Raw genomic sequence first — 25,171 nt, 5'->3', positions numbered from 1 at the left:
GTCAATTGGTTTGAGCAAATATCCGGCAAACTCTATCTTAAAAATGTGTTCAATAGTACTTGTGGCAGATGTTGAATTCACAATAATTGGGATATGATTTCTACTATCTGCTTCCACAGCTTTCAATTTATTTAGCAAGGTATAAATACTTTCACCTAAGAATATTATCTCATGCAATTTCCTGTCTGATAACAGCTATTAACCATTACATTCTAAAGCTAATTTCATAATTTATTTAGTTTCGGATTTAAGCACTCCTAAGAGAACAATCCGCAATATCAAAGCCTTTAAAAATACTAAGTACTGTTGGCAGGAATTATCGTAATGAACCTAACCGATCGCCAAGATACAGACTATCTCAAATTTATAGGAAAATTGCCACCCCAAGACAATTACATCCCTGTTGAATCTTTTAATCAGGGTGCATGGTATTGGGTCGATAAAAACACCCCTTGCCTACAAATTGTTTCGCCCGATCCACACCCGTGGGGTCAGGAGTGGGTAATTTCACTTGTAGTAGATAGAGGGATTAAAGACCTCGTTGAATCACCTCCATTAAGTGTGAGCTTAAAACTTTCCCCTCTCTCCCCGTTAGAAAAGGCTACTTCTGTGGAAATAACTCGGCAGATAGAATACGGTAAGTTTGTCCACACGCAAGAGCAACTATATTACTTTGTGACATTTATTTGTCAAGGTGATAACTCTTTGGCAGAACATGAAAACCCACTCAGTGAGTGGGTGACATATTTGTTTTATCCGAAGGCGAAACGATGAGAAGTAAGGGACTTCCAACTAAAAAAAATATACCATCACTAAGTCAGCAGGGGGCAGAGGAGAAACAGAAAATATGACCTGACTAAATTGGATAATTTATTTTCTGGAAGTCCCTAAAAAGAATGCGATCGCATCTTTTTATTTATTAGAAAATATCGCGTGTTCAGCAATTATTTAACCAAAAATAGATGAGTAGGATTCAGAATCTATGACTATTTCTCCTTCTAAGCCAAAGTCTTCAGACGTGAAACAAGACAAATCTGCTCCACTTAGTACTGAAGAATTGTATCAAATCAATGCTTACTGGCGTGCTTGCAACTATCTAGCTCTAGGTATGATCTATTTGCAAGATAATCCACTGCTCAAACAACCCCTCAAGCCAGGACACATCAAAAATCGCCTGTTAGGACACTGGGGTTCAAGTCCCGGTTTGAGCTTTATTTACGTCCATCTCAACCGTTTAATCAAGAAATATGATTTGGATGTGATTTACATTGCAGGCCCAGGTCATGGCGCTCCGGGTATTCTTGGACCTACATACTTAGAAGGAACCTATTCTGAGGTTTATCCTGATAAGAGCGAGGACGAGGAAGGTATGCTGAAGTTTTTCAAACAGTTTTCCTTTCCTGGTGGCATTGGTAGCCACTGCACACCGGAAACCCCTGGCTCGATTCACGAAGGCGGCGAGTTAGGCTACAGCCTCTCCCACGCTTACGGTGCGGCTTTCGATAACCCAGATTTGATTGTGACGGCAGTTATTGGTGATGGTGAAGCAGAAACTGGGCCTCTGGCAACAGCTTGGCATTCCAATAAATTTATCAACCCCATTCGGGATGGTGCTGTTTTACCAATCTTGCATTTGAATGGCTACAAAATTGCTAACCCAACTATCCTAGCCCGCATCAGCCATGAGGAACTAGAGGACTTATTCAAGGGGTATGGCTATACACCGTACTTTGTGGAAGGGCATGATCCAGCGCAAGTGCATCAATTGATGGCAGCAACCCTAGAAACAGTGATTCTGGAAATCAAAAAAATTCAAACCGAAGCTAGGACTTCGGGTGTAGCAAAGCGTCCTCGTTGGCCGATGATTGTCCTTCGCACCCCCAAAGGCTGGACTGCGCCGGCAGAAATAGACGGTCATAAATTAGAGGGATTTTGGCGATCGCACCAAGTACCAATTACAGATGTAGCTACTAATCCTGACCATCTGAAGATTCTCGAACAATGGATGAAAAGTTACAAGCCAGAAGAATTATTTGATGAGCATGGCAGTCTAATTCCTGAACTCAAAGAACTAGCTCCTATTGGTCATCGTCGCATCAGTGCCAATCCCGTTGCTAATGGTGGAATTCTGCGGAAAGAATTGCGCCTATCCGACTTCCGCAACAATGCAGTTGAGGTATCTAAACCTGGTGCAGTTGAGGTGGAAAACACTAAGCCTCTAGGGAACTTCCTGCGAGATATCATGCGTAATAACATGACTAATTTCCGCATATTCGGCCCAGATGAAACCGCCTCCAATCGACTCAGTGCTGTCTACGAAGTCAGCGAGAAAACCTGGTTGGCAGATATTCTGCCTGAAGATGCAGATGGTAGTGAACTATCTACCGACGGTCGGGTGATGGAAATGCTCAGTGAACATAATCTGTTCGGCTGGCTTGAGGGCTATCTTTTATCTGGGCGACATGGTTTGTTCCACAGCTATGAAGCTTTTGCTCACATTGTTGACTCTATGTTTAACCAGCACGCCAAATGGCTGGAAATCAGTAAAAATGAAGTTGCTTGGCGATCGCCGATTTCTTCAGAAAATATCTTGCTATCCTCTACTGTTTGGCGACAAGACAACAATGGCTTTAGCCACCAAGATCCAGGATTCATAGATTTGGTGACGAATAAGAGTGCCAATGTTACCCGGATTTATCTGCCTCCCGATGCTAACTGTCTACTTTCTGTAGCCGATCATTGCCTGCGTAGTACCAACTACGTCAACGTCATCGTTGCAGACAAGCAAAAACACCTCCAGTTTCTCAGCATAGAAGAAGCGATCGCACATTGCACCAAAGGCATCGGCATCTGGGACTGGGCAAGCAATGACCATCATGGGCAAGAACCCGATCTTCCTGATGTCATCATGGCATCTTGTGGAGATGTTGTGACTATGGAAGCGTTAGCTGCAACTGCCATCTTAAGAGATGAGTTCCCCGATCTCAAGGTGCGGTTTATTAATGTTGTTGACTTGTACAAGTTGCAACCAGATACAGAACATCCACATGGATTATCAGACTGGGATTTCGATAGTCTTTTCACCACAGATAAGCCTGTAATTTTCAACTTCCACGGCTATCCTTGGCTGATTCACAAACTTGCTTACCGTCGCACTAACCATGAAAATATTCATGTGCGCGGCTACAAGGAAAAGGGCAGCATTAACACACCACTTGAGTTAGCTATCAACAACCAAGTTGATCGGTTCAATCTGGTGATTGACGTAATTGATCGAGTTCCGAAGCTGGGTTCTGCTGCTGTCTATGTTAGAGAGCGCATGAAAAAAGAAATTATTAACAACCGGAATTATGCTCACAAGCACGGTATAGATCAGCCAGAAATCCTCAACTGGAAGTGGCCTTACTAAGTCTGTAAGTATTGGGCGTTGGCGTAGCCTATATACGATTACTTTTTGCTCTTGTCGATAGCTTGATTCGCTGATGTGCTTACTTCAACTCACTTTAAAGCTTTCCGCGCTAACTTTACATAAGTTTTTACAGTCAATAGCGGCATCTCTAAATCATCAGCGATCGCCTGGAGTGAATCTCCCATGTCTCGACGAGCCAAAACAGTTGCCCAGGTAGCAGCTATTTTATCAGTGCGATCGCCACCCTTGCGTTTGCGTTGTGCTGTGAATATTTCTGTCAGTTCCTCGATCCGTTCTGCCAATATATTCTCCAACAACTGAGCCGATGTCGTTGGCTTCTGTTCTAACCAGTCTAAACGTGTTTGCCCTAAACCAAATGTCGTTTTATGTCCTGTGCCGCAATAGGGAGATAACTGCACCAAAGCATAAAATAATTTAGTAAAGTCTGCATTAGCTAACCCTGCCCGGCTCAAACCTAAAGATATTGCACCTGTAAAACCTGTGACTGACCCCCGCTTCCCTGCTGCTACTTTCTCTGACTGCAAACGGTGTTGATGAATGATCACGTTTTCGTCTATCCATTCCAGAAAACTCTCTTGATTTACTAGCATATTGGAAAAGTCATTCCATCGCCGCAAGTAACTATGAAACAGATTTTCTGGTACTGGTAGAGGGAAATGATGACCTTTGCGCCGAAAACTGGTAGGTGAGACAAAGCTCAGATTGACTAATGATGGTTGCGTTGATGGTTGCAATAACTGTGCATAAGTTGTTGGTGCATGAGCAATACTCACTTGTTTGATTTGTAGAGGTGTGCCACTTAACTCAATAGTTTTCGGTAAGTTCGTCAACCATTCTTTGAGGAACAATGCCACTTTTTGAGACAGTGCATTGATATGCCAGTGGTATGTTTGCTTGGCTTCTAACCTTAATTGCTTGCCACTAGGTAGCAGTTGTCCTTCTAATGCCGATATATTGAAGGGTTTTTCCGATTCTCCATCATGAAGATAGGCTGAAAGGTCTGGGTCAACTTGCTGCACTTGATGCAGAAACCAAGCATGAAGTCCGATTGTGTACTGTGAGTAGAGAGAACCTGAGTCAGTTGCCTCTAAGTCAAACACCAAGCCTACCAATTCTGTCTCATCTGCCCATGTTGGAACTAGAGATGTTGGTGCTGATTTAGCTCTAGGCTTGCGTTTGGGTGTTGTGGCTGCTCGTGGCATCGCTTGGTTTGACTCAATATGTGTTGAATATTTTAGGCGATTTCGTCCCCCTATGGGGAAAATTTTTTGGTGCAGGCGATCGCTTGTTTCTGTTATTGAGTAGAGTCAAATATCTGAAATTAATACTAATGCTGATAAATTTGGCGAAATGTGATTTCACATAAAAAGTTTTTTACTTTATGTAGCATTTATTTTAATCCCCTTAAGGGTATTAAAAATTAACGCAACGGCAATAACCACTACTAGTAAATTAAATATCTATCTCCAAGAATTATTTTTAGTCCCCTTGCGGGGAAGTATTGAAACTAAATTTAAATGCTCACAATACACGAGAGCGTGAGTTTCAATTCCCTTGCGAGAAAGTTTTCTTATCAGAAATTCATAGTATCACATCTTCCTGCATTTGTATCTCTGTGGTGATCGGCAAAATATTTTTTGAAATTTGTATCTAAAAAAATGCTTTAGAACAACACAATAAAACTTTTGTCACTTATAATTTATCCATACTGATGACTTGTATTTCTCTAAATGGCTCCATAATCTTACTTTTGCCTTTGTCTACAGTTTCAGAGCTTTCCGTTTTGTAATAAGGCTTTGGCTATCATTGAGGAGTTTGATTTTATGGCAGTTACGGGAACTGGCATCATTAGTATCAGTGAATAATTTGTTTTGGAGAATACTATGTCTAGCTTGAATGTACTCATGATAACAAGTAAAGCTGCTGATCCACTAGGATCTATCCTCACTAAAGTTTAAAGGCTCAAAAATACCAGAGATTCGTGAATTTAATAATGCAGGAGAAATTTATGAAATTCAGTGGAAACACCATATCTATAGAAGTAAAATCTTCTAATCATCATCCAAATTTCCTGAGTTACAATAAGCGGTTGGAACCAGAAAGTGAGCAACATAGGTATTCGACGATACCACCGATAGAATTACAATCACAACCCCATATATCTTTACAACTAAATATCTCTGATGCGCCACATCAGAATCAGATAATACCAGTAGAGAAAGCTAGCACTATTGGTAAGATTTTTGGCAAGACAAAATCAGCAATCTCACTAATTTCATTTCTCAGATGCTTAGAAATTTTAAAAGATTGGATTAGTGAAGTTTTGAAACATTAAACGAGTTAAGACTGCTAGGAGTTTTATCAGAGACTTCGTTGAAAAACCTGGAAGTACGTATAAAACCGAGCTTTATCTTATTGTGCCAAAGTTCGGTGTTACGAAGCCTTCCAATGACCACTAGAAATTCAGTGGTAGTCTGATTTGATCATTTTTTGTCAAAGAGGACACCTCTAAACGGTGTCCTTTATTTTCAAGGGTCATCATGAACAATTCTCGCACGCGCACAATTACTGCTTTAGCCTGGTGTCTCGCTTGGGGCGAAAGGCACAATCTCAATCAGGATGAACTCAGTATATTGCATCAAATAGAACGGGCAATTAAAGATGAGCCAGACGTACCGGAGAGTATCAAATCTGTTGTTAAACAAGCAAAGCGACTCTATGATATTCCTAACGACTATGAACCAGAAACACTGGAAGACTTGAAGAAAGATTATCCAGACCTTTGGGATGAGAAGAGGCGCATTGGTTTGGTATATGGGGGAGCTACCAAAATCAAACAATACGTCTTTGAAGCTGCTAAACTTAACGATATTCGTGGTGCGTCGGCGTTACTAGATCGCATTAATCTTGATGATATTCCCGGTTTTTTTGGAGAGGGCGGGCGATCGCACCGAATAGGTAAATGGCTGGATGAGAATGGATTTTCTGACCTAAGACAAGCCTTAATTCCCGAATTGATTATCTATTCTACAGGCGGTAGTGTTCTTGCTTTCTGTCCTGCTGCATTGACTGACAAACTCGCCAATGCAATCGAAAAACGCTACACTCATGAAACTTTAACCGCTAATTCCTGTGCTGTTGGTGATACTTTCAGGCTTTTAGAATTACGCTTTGGGTTACTGCAAGACCCAATTGAAAATACGCTTTGGCTTGAAAAATACAAACAAAAACAAAGTAATCCTAATCCCAATCCTATTATTCAAGCTTATTTTAACCAATCAAATGAATCGGACTTAAACAAGAAATTTTGGCTACGCAAGAATTTTAACGAACTTGTGGGAAAACTTGCTAACCAATTTACCCACCGCCGTAACGGAAACGCATCAGCAACAGCACGTCCTACTCGTTCCTTTCCGCCAATGTTTGAAACTCATCCATACTTGGAACGGGATGAAACTGACAATCGCGCAGCTGTCGCCAAGACGAATTTACCGGGAACACCTAGTTTTTCGGATGCTTTAGCACGAAAAGTTATTGTCGGACAGCGCAGCAAACGCGATCGCCAGCAACGACGGCGATGGTACAAAAATTTTAGATTCCGCAGACAGTCAGGGAAAGAAGAACTATGGAGTCCCGGTTATTTTCCTAGTTGGGTGACAAGATTTCACAAATTTTTAGAACAATCAGAAAGCGATCGCCAATATTATCAAATCACACAAGGTGAACCAGTAACAGAGGCTTTTTCTTTACGTGAAATAGGTAATGTCAGCAAACTTCGTGGTTTTGTTGGTTATATCTATGCAGATGGTAATAATATGGGTGGCTATCTCCGCCAGCACATCCGCACGCCAGAAAAATACCGCGAGTTTAGCAAACAGGTTTTAGATGCAACGCGGAACGCTGTTTACATTGCGCTAGAAAAACATCTTAAACCGCGCCGACTGAATAATCTTATTGACCCAGATAATGCTCACCGGAATGGTGATTGGATTTATCCTTTTGAAATTATTACGATTGGTGGCGATGATGTTTTATTAATCGTTCCTGCGGATAAAGCTTTAGATGTTGCTAAAACTATTGGTGAAGAATTTGAACGAGAAATATTAAAATCACCAGGCTTTAGGCTTAACAAACCTTATGAACCCGAAAAAGTCCACCGCTACCAAGGAGAAAAACCATCTGAGTATACATCTCAATGTGAATTAAGTATGTCGGCAGGTGTTTTGATAACTGCTGAAAATACACCTATTTACTACGCACAAGAACTCACCGAGCAACTTCTAAAATCATCGAAGAAACTTGCTAAAGAACTCAAACGCTATAACTATTATGGTGGAACGGTTGATTTTTTAGTATTAAAAGCCGTAACCATGATTGCTTCAGATGTCAAAGATTTCCGCGAACAAGGATTAACAAAAGGTAATCTTAAACTATATGCTTCACCTTACACCCTTCATGAATTAGGAGGGTTATTACAAACTGTGGAAGCACTTAAAAAAGCCAAATTTCCGAAATCACAACTATATCAAATTCGTAGTTTGTTAGAGCGAGGCAAACATACTGCTATCCTCAACTATCGTTACTTCCGAGTTAGACTACAACAAGGACAAGCTGAACTACAAAGGGAATTTGAAGAGTCTTGGTGTAAAGCTTTAACAAATGATGGTAATTTAGCACCTTGGATAAGTGATAGAAGATGTATCATCAGAAATTTGATGTTGTTGCTCTTTGTAGAAGCCAGTCCTCAAGCAGGATTTTGCTTACATTATCAAACTTTACGCCTTTTAAAAAAACCAAATTATGAAACTCTTTGGCGTGACTTGGTAGATTTATATCCATTTCTAGTAGAAGATGAGCCAACACCAGCGAACCAAGGAGAACAACAAGAACAAGGAGTCAAGCAATGATTGACCTGAGTACACTTTCCCAAAGAGCATCTGAAAACTGGAAAATAAATGCAATTATTGATACAGCTTTATGTGTTGGTGCTGGTGGTTCATCTGGTTCGCTGGCAGATAAACCCATTGTCCGCAACGCCCAACGACAACTTTTAATCCCCGGTTCTCAAATTAAAGGTAGGCTGCGCCATGAATGTGAAAAACTTGCACGGGCGTTAGGTTGGCAGATTTTTTATGCACCCGTAGCCACAGAACTTTGTCCAAATCAAGGCCAAGTGTCTAGCCAATTTCAAGAAATTTATCAAGTTAGCGGCTATAAAGGCTACCACTGCGTTGTATCGCAAATCTTTGGCGACCCAATCTTACCATCCCGTGTCATTGTGGATGATTTTATCTGTACAACACCAGTTGATGAACTAGCAGAAGTTTTTCGTCCTGGTGTGACTATCAACCGTCGTCGTCGCACGGCTGAAGAAAACAAACTCTATTTATTAGAAACGTCGCCTGCAAATGCCCAGTTAGAGTTTAAGGGTAAGATTTACCTACAGCCCCGCTTTCGTTCTGGCAGTCCAGACTTAGCAAAGCCTTTGATTTTTGCTGCTTTACGACGCATCTATGCTTTGGGAGGTAGTAAATCAACAGGTTTGGGATGGTTGCATTGGCAGAATTTACCGACTTTATCTGATGATGATCCGATATGGTCAAATTTGAATGCTGAGGAGTATCTAGCAAATCGTCAAGTTTCAGTTGGTGGTGCTGCATGAAGCGAATTGAACTGACCATCAAAGCATTGTCACCCTTGGCAATTGGTAAACAAAAACCCGGCGGTTCTATCAACGAGGTGGAACGATATATTCCAGGTTCAGTGTTGCGTGGTGCGATCGCTAAACATATCCTACAACGTGCTGGCCGGGAACTGGAAAATCTGGCAACTAACGGCGGTGATTTCGCAGACTTATTTTTAGCGGAAAATCCAGCTATCTTTCAAAATGCCTACCCCGCAGTTGCTAAAGTGGGGAGTAAGCATCAAGTAGTAGATAACAATATCAAAGTTTTACCTGCAACTGCTGTTAGTTCCAAAGCCAATCCTGGTTTTTTACCCAAGGGACATGGTGTATTTGATACATTAATTGACTCGTTTTGTGCCGAACAATTCCAGCATTCTTATGACCCCAGTAGTTTGAAAGCATTAGAACAAGGGGTAGACCCGCGAGTTGAAACCTACAATTCTTTGTATAGCAAACATAACGAGCAATACTGTACTCATGCGGCTACAAGTCGTTTGTTAACACGGGTGGGCATTAATCGTTATCGTGCTACATCTAGCGATGATATTTTATACAGTATCGAAGTTCTCAACGAAGCCTTTATAGTTGCCAATGAGGGTAAAAATCAGGAATGGGATAATTACGTTTATCGCGGTTATATTAACGTTTCTAATGATGAATTAGTCACAAAACTCACTAATTTTATCAACAATAACTCTGAAGTTTTTCGACTTGGTGGGTCAGTATCTCGTGGGCTGGGTAAAGTTGAAATTACTGCTAAAGAAATTCCGGTAGCTGATGATATTTCTAGTCGGATTCATGTATTTAATCAAGCATTACATAAACGCTGGCAAGATTGGTCTGAAGCATTTGGCGATGGGCTACGCCCCGCTAAAAGCGATCGCACACCTAACCCAACTAGTAAACGCACTTTTTTTACACTTAACTTGCATTCTGATGTAATTTTAACTGAAGATTGGCAGCGTACTACAGTAATTTCGCCAGAAATGCTTCAGCAGTTTGCAGATGTGGAAGACCCTAGCTTAAAACTCCACACAGCTTACAGTAGTTATAGTTACACTTCTGGTTGGAATAGTGCTTGGGGTTTGATGAAAGATGTTGAACTTGTCACCAATAAAGGGTCAGTTTATTTATTCAGCACTGAAAATCGACAGTTGTGGGAGGATGCACTTTCTAGTTTAGAGTTGCGGGGTGTAGGCGATCGCACCTGTGAAGGTTTTGGACAAGTAGAAATTTGCAACGAGTTTCATCAAATATTTCGGGAGAATCCAGTATGACAGATTTGACTGAACAGCAACAGCAAAGAGAGATACAACAAAAAGAACTCAAAATTCAAAAAGAAATTCGTCAAATCGAAGATGATTTAGTTATAGCTATTGAGACAATTTTAAAAGATAAAGATTCATGTAAAAACTTAGAAGAATCTCAATATCGTAATTTAATGCACGTTGCAGATACAACAGAAAGTATTGCAGTCATCAAGAATTTTTTGCGCTACCAGTTAGGTCGTGATAAAAAGTGGGGCGTAGGAGAAAATTCAATTGCCCAAAGAATTATTAATGATATTGATACTTTACTTCAAGAGAAAGCAAAAACAATTGTCGAAGAAGTAAAGTATATGGAAAAATTTAAACCTGTTTGGTTAGAATTAACCCGCCGTTATCTTGGCTATGGTTCTCGTCGTCTCAAGTACATTAATGCCAATAAAGATAATAAATATGAAAGTTAATTTTAGGTAAAAACTATGTTTGAAATCTTTAAAAATCGTCTAGAAATTATCGGTATCCTTGAAACTGTTACAGCTTTGAGAATCAGTGCTGGACGTTCTACAGAACCAATTGGCTCAGATTTGCCAGTTATTAAAGATGCTTTTGGTAGACCATTAATCCCCGGTTCGAGTTTAAAAGGTGCATTACGTTCACGGCTGGAAAGTTTTTTGCGGGGAATTCATCATGATTTTGCTGCTAACCCAGCCCAGGAAACAGAATGGTCAATTCCTCCAGATGAAATGGCTAGTGTTAAAGAGCGTATCAAAAATTTAACCCCACAGGAAAAAGAAGCTCAATTACACGAATATATTATCAACAACACTGACTTAGTTTCTTCACTATTTGGTTCTCCCTGGCTGGCTAGTAAATTCCAAATTCGTGATTTAACAGTTAGTAAACCTGACGATAATTGGTTTGGTCAGTATCAAGAACGTGATGGTGTTGCGATTGATAGAGATACAGAAACTGCTGGTGATGGCAAACTTTATGACTTTCAAGTTGTACCAGCCGGGACTCCTTTTATATTTCATGCAGTGATTGAAAATGCCGCAGAATGGGAATTAGGAATGTTAATGATTGGCTTGCACCAATTTCAAACAGAACAAATTCCCCTTGGTGGCGGACGTTCTCGCGGCTTAGGAGTTGTCAAGCTGATAATTGAGGATATGAAATGGGTCGATGTTCGAGATGAAAATTACAAACGAGATAAGAATTACAAACCGCAAACAGACCCAAAAAAAGTACAAGACTATCTCAAATCTTTGATTAATAATAGTTCTAATTCCACTTCTTCTGATATTGATTCTCAATCTTTAAAACAAGCTTGGGCTGACGCTTTTATTAATCATCTTGCTAGCGAACTTCAAAAACGCACTAACACTACAGCAACTTCTTCTCACTAGAATCATGCACAAGCAATTTGTTAACCACTGCACAATTGACCTGACAATTATTCCAGATGGCCCTATCTTGATTAAATCTGGTCGGGAAGGTGCAGACCCCACGAAACCCCAGATGGAATTTGTCGAAACTTTTCACAATGGTAAATCCATAATTTATTTACCTGGGAGTTCGCTTAAAGGTGCAATTCGCGCCCATGCTGAACGTATTGTGAGAACGGTAGGTCATCCTGAATATGAAAAACCATCTAATACGGAACTGGTTTGGGCGAACAATCCTTTGGATACCGATAAATATGATTATTTATACGAAAATCCTCAAGCTGAACAAGGGGTAAAAAAGAAATTATCTGCACCGAGAATCTACAAAGAATCGTCATTTACTGACCAGATATTTGGTAATATTGCGATCGCCAGCCGTTTCCGCATTGAAGATGCCTATCCTGATACTTCAGTACCACTCAAAATTGAAGAACGTAACGGTGTCGCCATTGATAGAGTATTTGGTTCAGTAGCACACGGGCCTTTTGATTATCAAGTCTGCACTGCTGGCGCGTTTAAGACCAAAATTCACTTAAAAAACTTTTCCCTGGCCCAGTTGGGATTAATTGCATTGGTGTTACGTGACTTAAATGCTGGCTGGTTTGGTATTGGGTTTGCCAAATCACGGGGTTTGGGTATAGTTCGTCTAGAGTACAACAGTGCTGTTGTCCAGTATCCTGGCTGCATATTGGACAATAACAACCAAATTTATTCATTTGGCAGTTCAACACCTTGGGATAAAATTTATCTCTTAGGGGCTGGGAAGTTTTTACGAGGTGATAACGCTAATCCCTATAATTTCCCAACTAACGACACAGAAAAACAAGAAGTAAAAAATGTTGTCTTAACAGCAATGGATTTTAAATTCGGTGTAGAACTGCGTTGGGATGGTGAAAATGGTGTCCGAGATTTATTTACTAAAGCTGTTGCTGCTTGGAGTCACTTGCTGCAAAACGGAGGTGCGGTATGTGCTTCGTAGGGGTAAATCAGCAACCGCTATCGGCGGAAGAATTAATTAAACTACTGCAAAAATTCTCTACTCCACCGAGTTATTACTTTTTGCGCTGGGCGCATCGGGTGGGAGGATTTTGGCGACTAGGTGCGGAAGATTCTGAATATACTAGCTTAGAAGCAGATGTGCGCGATCGCCTCCAACAAAATCTTAACGAAACTTTCCCCAGTCCACAAGGACAGCTATTTAATTCCATATTAGAAATACGCTGGCAGCAAAAACAAGGTAAATATGAGGTTTTAATTCTCAGTTCTCAAGACAAAGCATCTATTTTACAAACTCAAGATGGTGAAAATAATTTTCGCCTAATTAAAGCAGGTCATTGGGAAATTATAGAGCAGAATTTATTATTGCATTCACCTACAGAAACCCGCTTTCCTAAAGATTTGAACTCTGAAGATATCAAAAATATTGCTCAACGTTACTTCCGATATAAACACACCGCTACTGTACATTTTGTTGCATTGACTATTAAAAAATAACATGGCTAGAAATTCTTCCCGTTCTCAAAATTTTGGTGGTTCCAATCAAGAACGTGGCCCCAGACCATACGATTTTGTTTATTTCCCTACAACACCACCAACTCAAAATCAACCGCCTGGACACCATAAATATTTACCTAACCATTTACACGGCACATTATTTCTGACGCTAACAGTCCAGACAACACTGCATATATCAACAGGTGTAGTGCTGTTGGGCGAGGATATTAATCAAGCAGACATTCCTTTAATCAAAACAATGGTTCAAGGTAATGACAACGAACTATTAATCCAAGGTAGTTCTTTAAAAGGTTGTATTCGTTCCGTTTATGAGGCTATTACTAATAGTCGTGTCGGAGTTAAGCCCAAACAGCCCAATGAATACCCAGAAGAACGTCTACCAGCCAAAGAAAAAAATCAACTTTGTCCTGCTAGTATAGTTTTTGGTGCATCTGGTGAAAAATGGGGATGGCAAGGGTTAATCACAATTCAAGATGCTCATTGTGAAATAACAGGTTCTGAAGTTGGTTTTATGCCTAATCTTTGGCGACCTAGACCTGATGAAAACCAAGCATATTATAATAATGATGGTAAAACTGTTGGTTGGAAATTTTATTATAATATGAAAAATTCCATCGACAAAGGTTTAGATAACGGGATTCCTGTACAAGTAGCATTTAGAAATGATGAATTTAGCACTCAATTAAATTTTAAAAATCTCAAACCAGAAGAATTAGGAGCTTTGCTGATTGCTTTAGGGCAAGATAAAAATTATCCCCTAGTCTTAAAGGTCGGTGCTGGTAAACCCATAGGAATGGGAAGTATGACAGTAGCCATCACTGAAGCAGAAATAGTACAAAATCAAGCTGATTTATATAATCGCTATACGTCTTTAAGTTTACCATCTAGTCAACTCTTAACTGATGAATCTTTGCAAGCTTTCATACAAAGTAAAATTCAACAAGCACACGAATCGTTAATTGCCCAAACTCAATTACAAAAATTATCAGAAATTCTCAATTCTTCTACAAATCGCATACCTTATGAAAGTTATTAATTAAAGAATATGGCCAATATTAACTATTTTATAACTGACGAACATTTACAAATAGCTCATAAAATTGCTAAGTTTTTGAATAATGAGCAAAAACGTATTGAACCTGGTAAAGAAGGTATTAGCACTGAGTTAAGTAAATTGATTACTTATCTTGACGCAAAAATTAAGCAAAATTCGTATGTTGATAAAACATTAAGAAAACCATCAAGGTTTTTTACATATATTGAACAATTAGTTGAACATGGAAAAACAATTGGGCATAGTAAAAAAACAACTACTTACTATGAAAGTATTAATGAAGTTTGTAATCAATACCTCAAATCTTATGAAAAAAAGCCTTTAGTAATCATCCAAATCTTAGGCTGGTCGCAACGCTTAATGCGTTATTACAAAACAGTAGATGATGATGATGATACTGATATTTCACCAGGTATATCAACAGAAGTGGTAGTGCGAAAAATTCCTAAAGTTATAGAGACTCCCAAAATAGTAAAACCTCAGAAAACAGAAGACATAAAAACATTAGAAAGTCCTCAATCACTCAAACCTACTAAACCTATACCACCCAAATTAATAGAACCGAAGAAATCAGAAGATTCCAAAAATTTACAACGTCCTAGAATACCAGATTCTCCCAAGCCGATAAAAAATTCTCAACCCGAAGCACCTAAACCTGTAGAACCACCAAAACCTTGGGAACGGGTTCCTAAAAAACCATCTAAATAAGTTGATATATCTCGATATAAATTTCAATTCAATAATAAGGAAGGTTTATTTGTTATTGCTTTTCACCATAAGCAACGTAAGCAGAATCAGCGACAATTCCCATTAAGCTTATAGGCGCATTTACTGGAACATAATAATAATCAACTCGTGCAGCTAAATTATCAATTTCTCTAAACCTTCCTTTTACATAAATTACCAGCACTGTTGTTTTTTCCATCAAAGGCAAAATAGCATCAATTTGGATTTTTACCTTTTCTTCCCGCTTATTTTCAGCTTCTTTATCTGATAATCCAATAAAGTCCTGTCCTTCCAATAGCTTGGAATTAATCAAATCTAAAACTAAAACATCTCCTAGTGGCTTTTTGGGCTTGCGCTTTTGATTGCAAAACCTGACTTTAGCAAAGCCTCTAGTTCGCAATAGCTTACAATCATCGGGTTCTGTTGTATCATCACTGGGTAAGTAATAATCAACCACTGTTGAACCAATTACTCTTTCGCGCTGCAAAGAACGCTTGACACTCTCAACCTCAGACTGGACTAAATCTGTAATTTTATTTTCTACTTCTCGGTTAATTAATTGACTGGCTAATTTTTTCGCATCATCTAAATTTTTACCTATAGCAAAGGCTAAAAACCCACCCAAAAATGCAAATACTACTAAGGTAAATTGCATTGCAGCAACAAATCTGTTAAAGCTTTCACCTAGTTGACCATTGGTAGCCTTGAGAAATTCTAACTGGCTTTTGAGTAGTTCAATATCATTGATATTTTTTGCCGGATTTACCACTGGTGAAGGTGTGGTTGTAGGTGTTGGAGTTTGGGCAATAACTAAATCCCAAAGGTGGGATAAATCAATTGTAGGTAGCCAATCCATAGGTATTTTGTTGATGGCGATTACTTCTCTATTTAATCATGTGCGATCGCCTGCATTATTTTATTCCAACTTTAACTTAAGCGATCGCAACTTCCCTTAAGTTTCAATAGTGGTTTTACTGTGCGATCGCATTACATCACCGCTACTAAATCCCGCTATTGATTATGTTTCCATCCCCGTGAGGGGTAAAGGAATCAAAACAAAAAAAAGCCGCATTTAATTTGGCAAATTCCAATGGTTTCCATCCCCGTGAGGGGTAAAGGAATCAAAACCGGGCTTGTTACCTTAGAGATACATTAAAATTAAATCCAGTTTCCATCCCCGTGAGGGGTAAAGGAATCAAAACTTTTGGTTTACGTTCCTATTGATAACCAGTTTGAAGGTTTCCATCCCCGTGAGGGGTAAAGGAATCAAAACCTGAAGAGATTGAAAGACTCAAACGCCAGGCCGAAGTTTCCATCCCCGTGAGGGGTAAAGGAATCAAAACCGTTTTGTTGCTCGCATTATCGTTTCTTGCATTTTATTGGTTTCCATCCCCGTGAGGGGTAAAGGAATCAAAACTTACAAACTTTTTCTATCCACCAGTTCCGTTTTTTATTAGGTTTCCATCCCCGTGAGGGGTAAAGGAATTAAAACCTAGTTGGTCCGCTTTCAAGCCCAACAAATTATGATAGTGTTTCCATCCCCGTGAGGGGTAAAGGAATTAAAACATAATAATTTTCTTTATATATTTCCTTGTCTTTTATTTGTTTCCATCCCCGTGAGGGGTAAAGGAATTAAAACAGAAATTTCTATCGGAGGTGTAGGCGCACAATAAAGTTTCCATCCCCGTGAGGGGTAAAGGAATTAAAACTGGTGGAACAAGTTTTGTCGGAATCGGTGAAAACGTTTCCATCCCCGTGAGGGGTAAAGGAATTAAAACACTCTCCGCTTTGCTTGTTGTTGCCATTAAGGCACAAGAGTTTCCATCCCCGTGAGGGGTAAAGGAATTAAAACTATATCTAGAATTCCAGGAATAAATTTTCTAGGAAGCGTGTTTCCATCCCCGTGAGGGGTAAAGGAATTAAAACACATATAATCGATGCAGAAATTCAAGCTTTTCTTAGCAGTGTTTCCATCCCCGTGAGGGGTAAAGGAATTAAAACCTTTTTAATAAGTTAGACCCAAACACACAATTTCTGATAGTTTCCATCCCCGTGAGGGGTAAAGGAATTAAAACCCTACCTGTTCAGAAGCCTTGCCACGATTGAGTTTGAGATAGGTCAATCTGAGGGGGTCATTTTTTCAGCCCAATAATTGATAAACTCTGTCAATAAACCACTTTCTAATGAGCCTCAAACGCTTACTCAGCAAGCTATCTGAGGGGGTCAACGAAAGAATCAGGGTTTCAGCCGTTGCCTGACCCCCTCAGATGCTTATCATTCAACAAAAAACTATAAGTTTGCCAAATGAATCAGAGTAAATGGAAATACTTAATCTAAGTATTATTAACTTTTCATGGTTCAAAAACTCTGATGATCAGTGTATAGAAACCTACTAAAAAAGTCAAGGTGAAGCATAAAGTATAAAATTACGCTCCCTTCCTTCCCCTTTTAAGCCTACTGTGTACACACAAGCCCACGAGATGTTCCCTACGGTTAGGCTTATACCATTTCACTAAAATTCTGATACAGATCCAAATCCAGAAACCTTTGCAAAATATAGGTTTCTTAATTTTGAATTGGTATTACGCTATCGGTAAGAGAGGTAAGCTATGGAGAGGGGTAAAAATCTCGGCTACAAAACGGAAAATTAAAACTTACAGATTGCTCTTTTTTCTTTCGCGCTCCTCATTACAACTTCCAAATCATCGGTCGGTATAACTCAACTTCTCCCGTTAATGAAGTGATATATTCCCTGACCTGTAATTCCAAACAACGGCGTAGGCTGACTTGATATCCTGTATGGGGATGCGTTACCTCCGATTGCAATTTCTCTTCCCAATGTTTGAGAAACTTTTTTAAGGCGTGAGGTTGCAGATATACACCGCCTTTTTCATCTGGAGGAGTGAAATCTTCAAATGTAAAAATCTTGGAATTAATTAAATATGCCACTAGAGAATCAACTAGTTGAGCGCGAAATTCTTCCATTAAATCACTCACTAAAGCTGGGTGATTATCACGGGGAACGTGCAGATTACCAAAGTGGGTATGTAACCCAATTACTTGTACAAATGAGAAGACATTTTGACTTAATAAAGTATATCCCAAACTTAACAAGCTATTAACTGGATCTGTTGGTGGACGCTTGGTACGTTTCTCAAAGACAAACGCTCCTGTAAACAGAGAACCCAAACCTTGAAAGTATAAAGTCGCTGCTTTTCCCTCATATCCCCGCAACGAATCCATACTTTCAGCCAAACTTAACTTCTCCATCAATTCGGCAATTCCACTAATTGCTGTCGCAGCAATTTTTGAGGGATGACGACGATTTAATTTTAACAATAATGCACGGGAATTATGCAATTTCGCCCGAACTATCGCCTCAGCTTGCTTTCTGGTAAATTCATGATTTTGACAACGCTCAACTTGTAACATCAAATATTCAACCTTAGCATCACCTTCTGTTTGCAACCTGCCAAAATACCTACCCTTCTGTGACAAATACATAATCGGAATTCGTCGCCGCAACGCCATACTCACAGCACCATGCGATACATTACAACAACCAAACAACACCACATTACTCACCCGCATCACTGGGACTTTTATTCGCAATTCTCCCTGATGAAAAACTTGGAACTGCTGATTTTTTACACTTAAATATGCGCCTTGGTCTGTTATATATAAAGTAGTCATGGTTTCCTGCCAATAATGAGATAAAGATGCTTTAGGAAAATTAATTGGTTTGTCAATACTGCAAGCTTTCGGAGGATGAGAAACTGGTTTTCTTGGTTTAGGTTTCAATCGGAAATAAGGCGTACCCGAATCATTGATTACCCACTCCCCAGGGCGCACAGGTTCGGGTGGTGGTGGTGCATAAACTTCGCCGCCAGCAAAGCGATAACCCAAAAAAGTAAACTCATCATTAGGAGTGAAAATCTGTGTTTTCTCTGGTTGGAGAGTTAAATAAACTTCCCCTAACCAGCCAGTAATTTTGTCAAGGATGCGGTTTGCTTCTAGCCAACTATTACAAGCGATAACAAAATCATCACCATACCTGACTAAGTTAATTCCTTGGCTGAGACATTTTCGATCAAAACTCGTGAGATATAAATTAGCTAAAGCCCCAGAAAGTATTCCACCTTGTAAAACTCCCTTACCAAAGTTACGATATTGTCCAGCAATGATAATTCCTGACTTCAACTGTTGTTCTAGCAACTGTAATAAACTCGGTTCAAGGGATAATTCCTCCAAATAAGTTAACAACAATGCCCAAGAAAGATTATCAAAAAAATCAGCAACATCAGCTTTGATTATCCATTTTGGTTGATATTGGTAATACCCATATAAATGCTGTACTGCTTGCTGAATACTATGCCCAGGACGATAAGCATAGCTGCAATCAAGAAAAGTATCTTCTAAAGGAAAATACAACTCATCAAGTAGTAAACGCTGGATAATTCTATCCCGCACAGTATGGATACCAATTAAGCGTTTAGTGCCATTTTTTTTAGGTATATAAAACCCTTTGGCGGGATTGGCTGTATAAGTTTCTTCCTTGAGTTGATAGGCGATATTCTGTAATTGTTCCGTCGCCATCGACTCGAACAAATCAACAGAAATTCCATCAACACCCGCGCTTTTACTTCCCGCACGCACTTGTAACCATGCGAAATTGAGGTGTTCAATAGTGAACATGGTGATAAGTTAAAAGTTAAAAGTTAAAAGGCAAAAGTGGTACGTTGGATTTAGATCCCCGACTTCTTTAAGAAGTCGGGGATCTGGGTATTACCTTTGATTTAATTGTTGCAGTGCTATATATGAGTTCATATATGGGTTCTTGACTCTGATATATGAGTTCGTATATGACCCAAGAAGGTAAAAGTAAAAAGTAAAAAGGTAAAAGAAATATTAAGAAAAATAGCTATCAGCCATTAACAAGACTTAAGGGGATTACATTTTTACTTCCTAAATCATGCGATATGTGACTTATTCTTGAAACCCCTATCCATAGCTTGCTGTAGCTCTCCCCGGAAACCGTAGAAACTTTGTATACAAAGTCTCTACATTAATTCTTGCTCACCTTCCCTTGTAGGTAAGGGGTTGGGGGTGAGGTTTGAAGAAAAGTTGCACACAGCATTAAATATGTATAATTCTCTTACTTTTACCTTTTTACTTTTAACTTTTTACTTATTATGAGTCGGACTCTGGTTGCATCAGATGAAGGTATGAAGCTGGCAAGAAAAGCGTTGAAAGCTAGAAATTTAACCCAAACAGATTTTGCGATAGAAGTAGGATTAGGTTACACAACTGTTAATAATTTTCTCAACGGTAAACCGATATATCGCACCAATTTTCAAGAGATTTGTGTTTTTCTCGATTTAGACTGGAAAGACATCGCTGCATTTGGTGAAGCCGAACTCGAAGAACTCACACCCCTCGATAAGCTTTGGCAACAACTACAATTATTAAGTTCTCCTACTGAACAAATGGGGCTAGTTTTAGTCAAAGAAGAAACACTACGTTGGGGTCATAAAATACCGAGTCGTTATGAAAAATCAGTACAGGTGGGTAGTCATATTCGTTTTGAAGTCAACTTAGAAACTCCCGGATATTTAATCCTGTTGCAAAAAGATACATCTGGACAACTGTGGTGTTTTTGTCCTTCGTGTTTTGCTCCCCAGGCGCACTTGAATACAGGTAAGACAACCTTACCTCAAGAAGGTTCGCCAATAACGTCTTTCCCAATAGAAGGAAATCCAGGTAAGGAGGAAATTATCGCAGTTTTTACCAACGAAGTACCTGAATTAGACTGGCTACCGCCAGGAGATAATGACCCTTTGGAATTAGAAGCAAGTCATCTGGTGGCGTTACTAGAATATGTGACTGGAGGCGGAGAATATCAAATTTGGTACACAGATTACATGATTACTGCATGATAGAAAAGTTAATAGTTTAAGGGTTCAAAACTTCAAGTAGTTTGTTATACTACTGCTCAATAGCAACAGAACCTTGAAAACTTAATATCAGGTTTCAAAATAAACGCAAAAGTGCTTAGTTTTACTTTCCATACGTAAGTTTTTAGCGGGGGTAGAGCGATCGCCAAAACACTGATTCTTTCGTTGACCCCCGCTAATCGCTTACTGTACAAGGGTTTCAATAGGGTGCATGAGTCATCAATTGTCAATAATTTGTGCTTGTTGACAGGTAAAATGTACCCCCCGCTAAAATGACCCCTTCAAACCCTCTCGTAGTAATGCTTCTACAAGGGTAGGGTTTTAATTCCTTTACCCCTCACGGGGATGGAAACCTGATTTTCAACCACTTCGGGTTGAGTTTCAACCACATCTGTTTTAATTCCTTTACCCCTCACGGGGATGGAAACATGTCCCAATACCAAGTCCAGATCCAACTGGTGTAACTGTTTTAATTCCTTTACCCCTCACGGGGATGGAAACCTTCCCCTTTCAGGGGATTGGTCTTGGGGGATAATTGGTTTTAATTCCTTTACCCCTCACGGGGATGAAAACTGATGATGAACGATTTTAGATAAAATAAATAACTGATTGAAAAATCAAACCTAAAAAATATACAAACATCTGGAACTAGCAGATGAAAAAACTCTTAAAACAATTAAATCAACTTAACTTACAGGTTGTGCAACTTGCTGGACAAGGAAACTTAAAGCAAGCGATAATTATTGCCCAACAAGCTGTCAACTTAGGGAAAAGCCAGCAGCTAACAGAGTATTCAGAATATTGTGATAGCTTGAATAACTTAGCAGAATTATATCGCATACAAGGATGTTATTTAGAAGCCAATCCCTTGTATTTACAAGCCTTAACTATTAGAAAAAATCTCTTAGGTTCAGAGCATCCTGATGTTGCCCAATCTTTAAATAATCTAGCAGCACTATACTATTCACAAGGGAATTACTCACAAGCCGAAAAATATTTTTTAGAATCCCTGGAACTTTGGAAAAGTATTTTTGGAGCCGAACATTTTCAAATTGCGACCAATTTAAATAATCTGGCAGAGATTTATCGAGAACAAGGAAAATATCTCAAAGCTGAACAGGTACATTTAGAAGTTTTAGGAATGCGAAAACGTTTGTTTGGCGAGAAGCATACAGATATTGCTCAAACCTTGACTAATTTAGCATCCATTTACACATCTCTTGGACGTTATCAAGAAGCAGAACAAATGCACTTAGAAACCTTGGCGATGAAAAGACGCTTGTTGGAAGAGTTACACCCTGATATTACTATTAGCTTAAATAATTTAGCAAGATTATACGATGTTCAAGGACGTTATCAAGAAGCAGAAGAACTACATTTAGATGTTTTAAATAGATGGAAAAAAGTATTGGGAGATGAACATCCACATATAGCATCTACCTTCAGTAATTTGGGCGGAACTTATCAAGAAAAGGGACGTTACCTAGAATCCGAGCAAAAATATCTAGAAGCATTAGCGATGAGAAAACGCTTGCTAGGTGATGAACATCCTGATATTGCTAATGGCTTGGATAATTTAGCAGAACTTTATTTGATTCAAGGGCGTTATTTATTAGCTGAACAAAAGGCTCTAGAAGCTTATTCTTTAAGAAAAAAGCTGTTCAGTTCTGAGGAATTTGATATTGTTGATAGCTTAAAAATTTTGGCAGTGATTTACACATACCAAGGGCGATATTTAGAAGCAGAAAAATTATATTTAGAAGTATTTCCAATTCTGGAAAGCTCATTAGGGAAAGAGCATCCCATAATTGCCAATGCTCTAAACAATCTAGCAGGACTTTATGAAGAACAAGGAAATTATTCTCAAGCCGAACAAAAATATTTATCAGCGTTAGAAATTCAAAAAAATCTTTTAGGTAATGAGCATCCTGATATTGCTTTGACTTTCAACCAGATAGCAGTTATTTATCGGTTACAAGGGCGATATTCCGAAGCCATAGTCTGAGTAATCTGGGAGAGTTATATTTTTCCCTGGGACGCTATGAAGAAGCACAACAGAAGTATGTAGAAACTTTGGCGATGAGAAAACGCCTGTTGGGAGATGAGCATCCTGATGTTGCATTTAGCTTAAATAATCTCGCAACAGTGTTAGCTGCGACTAACCACCCAGAGGAAGCTTTATCTCATCGCATCGAAGCCAGTAACATTAATGATCAGATTATACGTAATATATTTGCTTTTAGTTCAGAGAGCGATCGCCTCTCATTTCTTGATAAAATTCGCAATAACTTTGACTTATTTCTTTCCTTAGTCTGCAACCATCTTGCTAACTCAAATCGAGCAAAACTAGCAGCCTTAGATTTTGTTCTCAAACGTAAAGCCTTAACCGCCTCGGCTCTAGCGGCTCAAAATCAAGCATTCTATAACGGCCGTTACCCGCAATTACAAGAAAAATTTAGCCAACTGCGTGATTTAAGCAATCAAATTATCCATCTCACTTTTGCAGTTCCCGAAACAGATGACTTAGCTACATACCAAGATAATATAAGACAACTGCAAAGCAGACATAACCACTTACAAAAACAATTAGCTGCACAAGTTCCGGAAATTCAGCTATCTGAACAAGTTTTTGATTGTCAGGCGATCGCCGCAGCGTTACCACATAACTCTATTTTAGTTGAGTTCGTGCGTTTTGACGTATTTGATTTTCAGGCAGTTTCAGCGAATGGAGAAACACAATGGCATCCGGCGCGATATTTAGCATTTATTTTAACAGCCGGGAAACCAAATGCTGTGCAGATGATAGATTTAGGCGTAGCTGATACCATCGATAGATTGATTCAGGCATTTCGTTTACAAGCATCTGACTATACCCTGCCTACACTCGCTTGGGGTAAAGCACCAAAGCTGCGAGTCAAATCATATAATCCCACACCTGCAATAGAACTGAGTCAAGCCCTATTGGAACCTATTCGGGGTTTAGTGAAAGATTGCAGACATCTGATTATTGCACCCGATGGTAATTTAAACTTAGTGCCATTTCAGGTATTGCCGATTGATGCTACAAGTTCACGTTTATTAATGGATGAGTATACCATTAGTTATCTAGGTGTCGGGCGAGAAATTCTGCGTAGCAAATTTCAGCCATCAACAGGTTCTATCTCTGCACCATTAATTATCGCTGATCCTGATTTCGATTTATCGGGGACTGGGGATTGGGAAAACAATACTCGGCTTGATGTGCGAAGTTTGCAACTAAGTAATCAGTTTACAGAAACAGGTTTACTCCGCGCACCTGGAACAAGATTTTTAGGGGAAAGCGTGGCGAAAAAACTGCCTGATGCCAAATTATACTTAGGTGCAGAGGCACTAGAAACCCGCTTAACAAATAGCAATTGTCCCAAAATCATGCTAATTGCGACTCATGGCTTATTCCAAAGCGATTCCCAGGCGCAACCAGTCACGAAAAGACGCAATCTATTAAGTATGGAACGTCAGCGCACAACCAAGGTAGAAAATCCTATGTTGCGTTCTGGACTGGCTCTAGCGGGTGCTAATACTTGGCTGGCTGGTGGAACATTACCATTAGCCGCAGGTAAAGGCTTTGTGTTTGCCCAAGATATTGCCAATTTAGATTTGTGGGCGAATGAATTGACGGTTCTTTCTGCCTGCGATACGGCTAGAGGAGATATTAAAATTGGCGAAGGCGTGTTTGGGTTGCGTCGCGCTTTTGCAGTGGCGGGTACAAAAACTCTGGTGATGAGCCTCTGGTCTGTTCCTGACAAAGTAACTGCCTTACTTATGGAGCGTTTCTTTGATAATTTACAATCTGGGATGAGTCGGTCTGAGGCTTTAGATTCTGCTCAGAATTATATACGTAACATTACAGTTAAAGAACTGCGCGCATCAGCTTTGGGTCTGGAAGTTTTGAAAGAACTTTTGGCAGTCAAAGAGTTATCTGCAAATAGTAGAATTGATTGTCAAGAAGATGACACACCCTTAGAGCATCCCTTTTACTGGGGAGCTTGGATTTGTCAGGGAAATACAAATCCATTGGTGAACTAAAATTCAAGGTTACCAAGCGGCTAAGAAGTTA

The 25,171-nt window shown here is 39.5% G+C and carries 18 protein-coding genes and 1 CRISPR repeat array; of the genes, 15 read left to right on the top strand and 3 right to left on the bottom strand.

Annotated features, from left to right (window positions below):
• Window positions 1–324: 324 nt before the first annotated feature.
• Together ACN222_RS07360 and ACN222_RS07355 are read left to right on the top strand one after the other, a co-directional pair.
• Entirely contained in the window at window positions 325–774 is a 450-nt protein-coding gene (locus tag ACN222_RS07360; protein WP_010995654.1) for a hypothetical protein, read from the top strand.
• A gap of 208 nt (window positions 775–982) precedes the next feature.
• Window positions 983–3,409, top strand: a complete 2,427-nt coding sequence (locus ACN222_RS07355) for a phosphoketolase (protein ID WP_010995653.1) — start codon at window positions 983–985, stop codon at window positions 3,407–3,409.
• Between the two features lie 89 nt (window positions 3,410–3,498).
• Here ACN222_RS07355 and cas6 read toward each other — a convergent pair whose 3' ends face one another.
• Window positions 3,499–4,632: a CRISPR-associated endoribonuclease Cas6 gene (cas6, locus tag ACN222_RS07350; RefSeq protein ID WP_010995652.1), complete on the bottom strand. Its 1,134-nt coding sequence runs from the start codon at window positions 4,630–4,632 to the stop codon at window positions 3,499–3,501.
• Window positions 4,633–5,438: 806 nt separating this feature from the next.
• Between cas6 and ACN222_RS07345 the strand changes: the two genes are divergently transcribed.
• The 10 genes from ACN222_RS07345 to ACN222_RS07300 all read left to right on the top strand — a co-directional run bounded on the left by ACN222_RS07345 (window position 5,439) and on the right by ACN222_RS07300 (window position 15,103).
• A complete protein-coding gene (locus ACN222_RS07345) occupies window positions 5,439–5,765 on the top strand; it encodes a hypothetical protein (protein ID WP_044520963.1) in 327 nt (108 codons plus the stop codon).
• Window positions 5,766–5,970: 205 nt separating this feature from the next.
• The gene (cas10, locus tag ACN222_RS07340) at window positions 5,971–8,337 is read left to right on the top strand and encodes a type III-B CRISPR-associated protein Cas10/Cmr2 (protein ID WP_010995649.1); all 2,367 of its coding nucleotides are present in this window, start codon (window positions 5,971–5,973) and stop codon (window positions 8,335–8,337) included.
• Window positions 8,334–9,092: an RAMP superfamily CRISPR-associated protein gene (locus ACN222_RS07335; RefSeq protein ID WP_096637260.1), complete on the top strand. Its 759-nt coding sequence runs from the start codon at window positions 8,334–8,336 to the stop codon at window positions 9,090–9,092. The genes cas10 and ACN222_RS07335 overlap by 4 nt, the downstream gene beginning before the upstream one ends.
• Window positions 9,089–10,393 (top strand): CRISPR-associated RAMP protein Csx10, encoded by a 1,305-nt coding sequence (csx10, locus tag ACN222_RS07330; protein ID WP_419756894.1) that lies wholly within the window; start codon window positions 9,089–9,091, stop codon window positions 10,391–10,393. Before ACN222_RS07335 ends, csx10 begins: the two co-directional genes overlap by 4 nt.
• The gene (locus ACN222_RS07325) at window positions 10,390–10,845 is read left to right on the top strand and encodes a hypothetical protein (RefSeq protein WP_010995646.1); all 456 of its coding nucleotides are present in this window, start codon (window positions 10,390–10,392) and stop codon (window positions 10,843–10,845) included. Before csx10 ends, ACN222_RS07325 begins: the two co-directional genes overlap by 4 nt.
• Before the next feature lie 15 nt (window positions 10,846–10,860).
• Window positions 10,861–11,787, top strand: coding sequence for a CRISPR-associated RAMP protein Csx7 (csx7, locus tag ACN222_RS07320; RefSeq protein ID WP_010995645.1), 927 nt, complete (start codon window positions 10,861–10,863; stop codon window positions 11,785–11,787).
• A 4-nt stretch (window positions 11,788–11,791) separates the two neighbouring features.
• Window positions 11,792–12,805, top strand: coding sequence for an RAMP superfamily CRISPR-associated protein (locus tag ACN222_RS07315; protein ID WP_010995644.1), 1,014 nt, complete (start codon window positions 11,792–11,794; stop codon window positions 12,803–12,805).
• On the top strand, window positions 12,793–13,320 hold the full coding sequence (locus tag ACN222_RS07310; protein ID WP_010995643.1) for a hypothetical protein: 528 nt from the start codon (window positions 12,793–12,795) through the stop codon (window positions 13,318–13,320). The genes ACN222_RS07315 and ACN222_RS07310 overlap by 13 nt, the downstream gene beginning before the upstream one ends.
• 1 nt (window position 13,321) lies before the next feature.
• The gene (locus ACN222_RS07305) at window positions 13,322–14,377 is read left to right on the top strand and encodes an RAMP superfamily CRISPR-associated protein (protein ID WP_010995642.1); all 1,056 of its coding nucleotides are present in this window, start codon (window positions 13,322–13,324) and stop codon (window positions 14,375–14,377) included.
• 9 nt (window positions 14,378–14,386) lie between these two features.
• Entirely contained in the window at window positions 14,387–15,103 is a 717-nt protein-coding gene (locus ACN222_RS07300) for a hypothetical protein (RefSeq protein ID WP_010995641.1), read from the top strand.
• 52 nt (window positions 15,104–15,155) lie between these two features.
• Here ACN222_RS07300 and ACN222_RS07295 read toward each other — a convergent pair whose 3' ends face one another.
• Both ACN222_RS07295 and cas1 read right to left on the bottom strand, forming a co-directional pair.
• On the bottom strand, window positions 15,156–15,977 hold the full coding sequence (locus ACN222_RS07295; RefSeq protein WP_010995640.1) for a hypothetical protein: 822 nt from the start codon (window positions 15,975–15,977) through the stop codon (window positions 15,156–15,158).
• A 166-nt stretch (window positions 15,978–16,143) separates the two neighbouring features.
• Window positions 16,144–17,196: direct repeats of the CRISPR family, unit length 35 nt; unit sequence GTTTCCATCCCCGTGAGGGGTAAAGGAATTAAAAC.
• A gap of 613 nt (window positions 17,197–17,809) precedes the next feature.
• Entirely contained in the window at window positions 17,810–19,816 is a 2,007-nt protein-coding gene (gene cas1, locus ACN222_RS07290) for a CRISPR-associated endonuclease Cas1 (RefSeq protein ID WP_010995638.1), read from the bottom strand.
• Window positions 19,817–20,313: 497 nt separating this feature from the next.
• Between cas1 and ACN222_RS07285 the strand changes: the two genes are divergently transcribed.
• From ACN222_RS07285 to ACN222_RS07275, 3 genes are all read left to right on the top strand, one after another.
• Window positions 20,314–21,057 (top strand): DUF4384 domain-containing protein, encoded by a 744-nt coding sequence (locus ACN222_RS07285; RefSeq protein ID WP_010995637.1) that lies wholly within the window; start codon window positions 20,314–20,316, stop codon window positions 21,055–21,057.
• A gap of 673 nt (window positions 21,058–21,730) precedes the next feature.
• Complete coding sequence (locus tag ACN222_RS07280; RefSeq protein ID WP_010995636.1) at window positions 21,731–23,080, top strand: tetratricopeptide repeat protein; 1,350 nt, start codon at window positions 21,731–21,733, stop codon at window positions 23,078–23,080.
• Window positions 23,059–25,140: a CHAT domain-containing protein gene (locus ACN222_RS07275; protein ID WP_084789077.1), complete on the top strand. Its 2,082-nt coding sequence runs from the start codon at window positions 23,059–23,061 to the stop codon at window positions 25,138–25,140. The genes ACN222_RS07280 and ACN222_RS07275 overlap by 22 nt, the downstream gene beginning before the upstream one ends.
• The last annotated feature ends 31 nt before the right edge of the window (window positions 25,141–25,171 follow it).

Origin of the sequence: Anabaena sp. FACHB-595, from assembly GCF_048568275.1 — a bacterium.
GTDB lineage: Bacteria > Cyanobacteriota > Cyanobacteriia > Cyanobacteriales > Nostocaceae > Trichormus.
Note: the sequence above shows the minus strand (reverse complement) of the source record. Positions and strands in the feature narration are given on the sequence as shown.

Coding starts and splice junctions, on each gene's coding strand:
- ACN222_RS07360 (WP_010995654.1), top strand. CDS start 325: ATGAACCTAACCGATCGCCAAGATACAGACTATCTCAAATTTATAGGA.
- ACN222_RS07310 (WP_010995643.1), top strand. CDS start 12,793: ATGTGCTTCGTAGGGGTAAATCAGCAACCGCTATCGGCGGAAGAATTA.
- ACN222_RS07345 (WP_044520963.1), top strand. CDS start 5,439: ATGAAATTCAGTGGAAACACCATATCTATAGAAGTAAAATCTTCTAAT.
- ACN222_RS07305 (WP_010995642.1), top strand. CDS start 13,322: ATGGCTAGAAATTCTTCCCGTTCTCAAAATTTTGGTGGTTCCAATCAA.
- cas1 (WP_010995638.1), bottom strand. CDS start 19,816: ATGTTCACTATTGAACACCTCAATTTCGCATGGTTACAAGTGCGTGCG.
- ACN222_RS07300 (WP_010995641.1), top strand. CDS start 14,387: ATGGCCAATATTAACTATTTTATAACTGACGAACATTTACAAATAGCT.
- ACN222_RS07315 (WP_010995644.1), top strand. CDS start 11,792: ATGCACAAGCAATTTGTTAACCACTGCACAATTGACCTGACAATTATT.
- ACN222_RS07335 (WP_096637260.1), top strand. CDS start 8,334: ATGATTGACCTGAGTACACTTTCCCAAAGAGCATCTGAAAACTGGAAA.
- ACN222_RS07285 (WP_010995637.1), top strand. CDS start 20,314: ATGAGTCGGACTCTGGTTGCATCAGATGAAGGTATGAAGCTGGCAAGA.
- ACN222_RS07280 (WP_010995636.1), top strand. CDS start 21,731: ATGAAAAAACTCTTAAAACAATTAAATCAACTTAACTTACAGGTTGTG.
- cas10 (WP_010995649.1), top strand. CDS start 5,971: ATGAACAATTCTCGCACGCGCACAATTACTGCTTTAGCCTGGTGTCTC.
- ACN222_RS07325 (WP_010995646.1), top strand. CDS start 10,390: ATGACAGATTTGACTGAACAGCAACAGCAAAGAGAGATACAACAAAAA.
- ACN222_RS07355 (WP_010995653.1), top strand. CDS start 983: ATGACTATTTCTCCTTCTAAGCCAAAGTCTTCAGACGTGAAACAAGAC.
- csx10 (WP_419756894.1), top strand. CDS start 9,089: ATGAAGCGAATTGAACTGACCATCAAAGCATTGTCACCCTTGGCAATT.
- cas6 (WP_010995652.1), bottom strand. CDS start 4,632: ATGCCACGAGCAGCCACAACACCCAAACGCAAGCCTAGAGCTAAATCA.
- ACN222_RS07295 (WP_010995640.1), bottom strand. CDS start 15,977: ATGGATTGGCTACCTACAATTGATTTATCCCACCTTTGGGATTTAGTT.
- csx7 (WP_010995645.1), top strand. CDS start 10,861: ATGTTTGAAATCTTTAAAAATCGTCTAGAAATTATCGGTATCCTTGAA.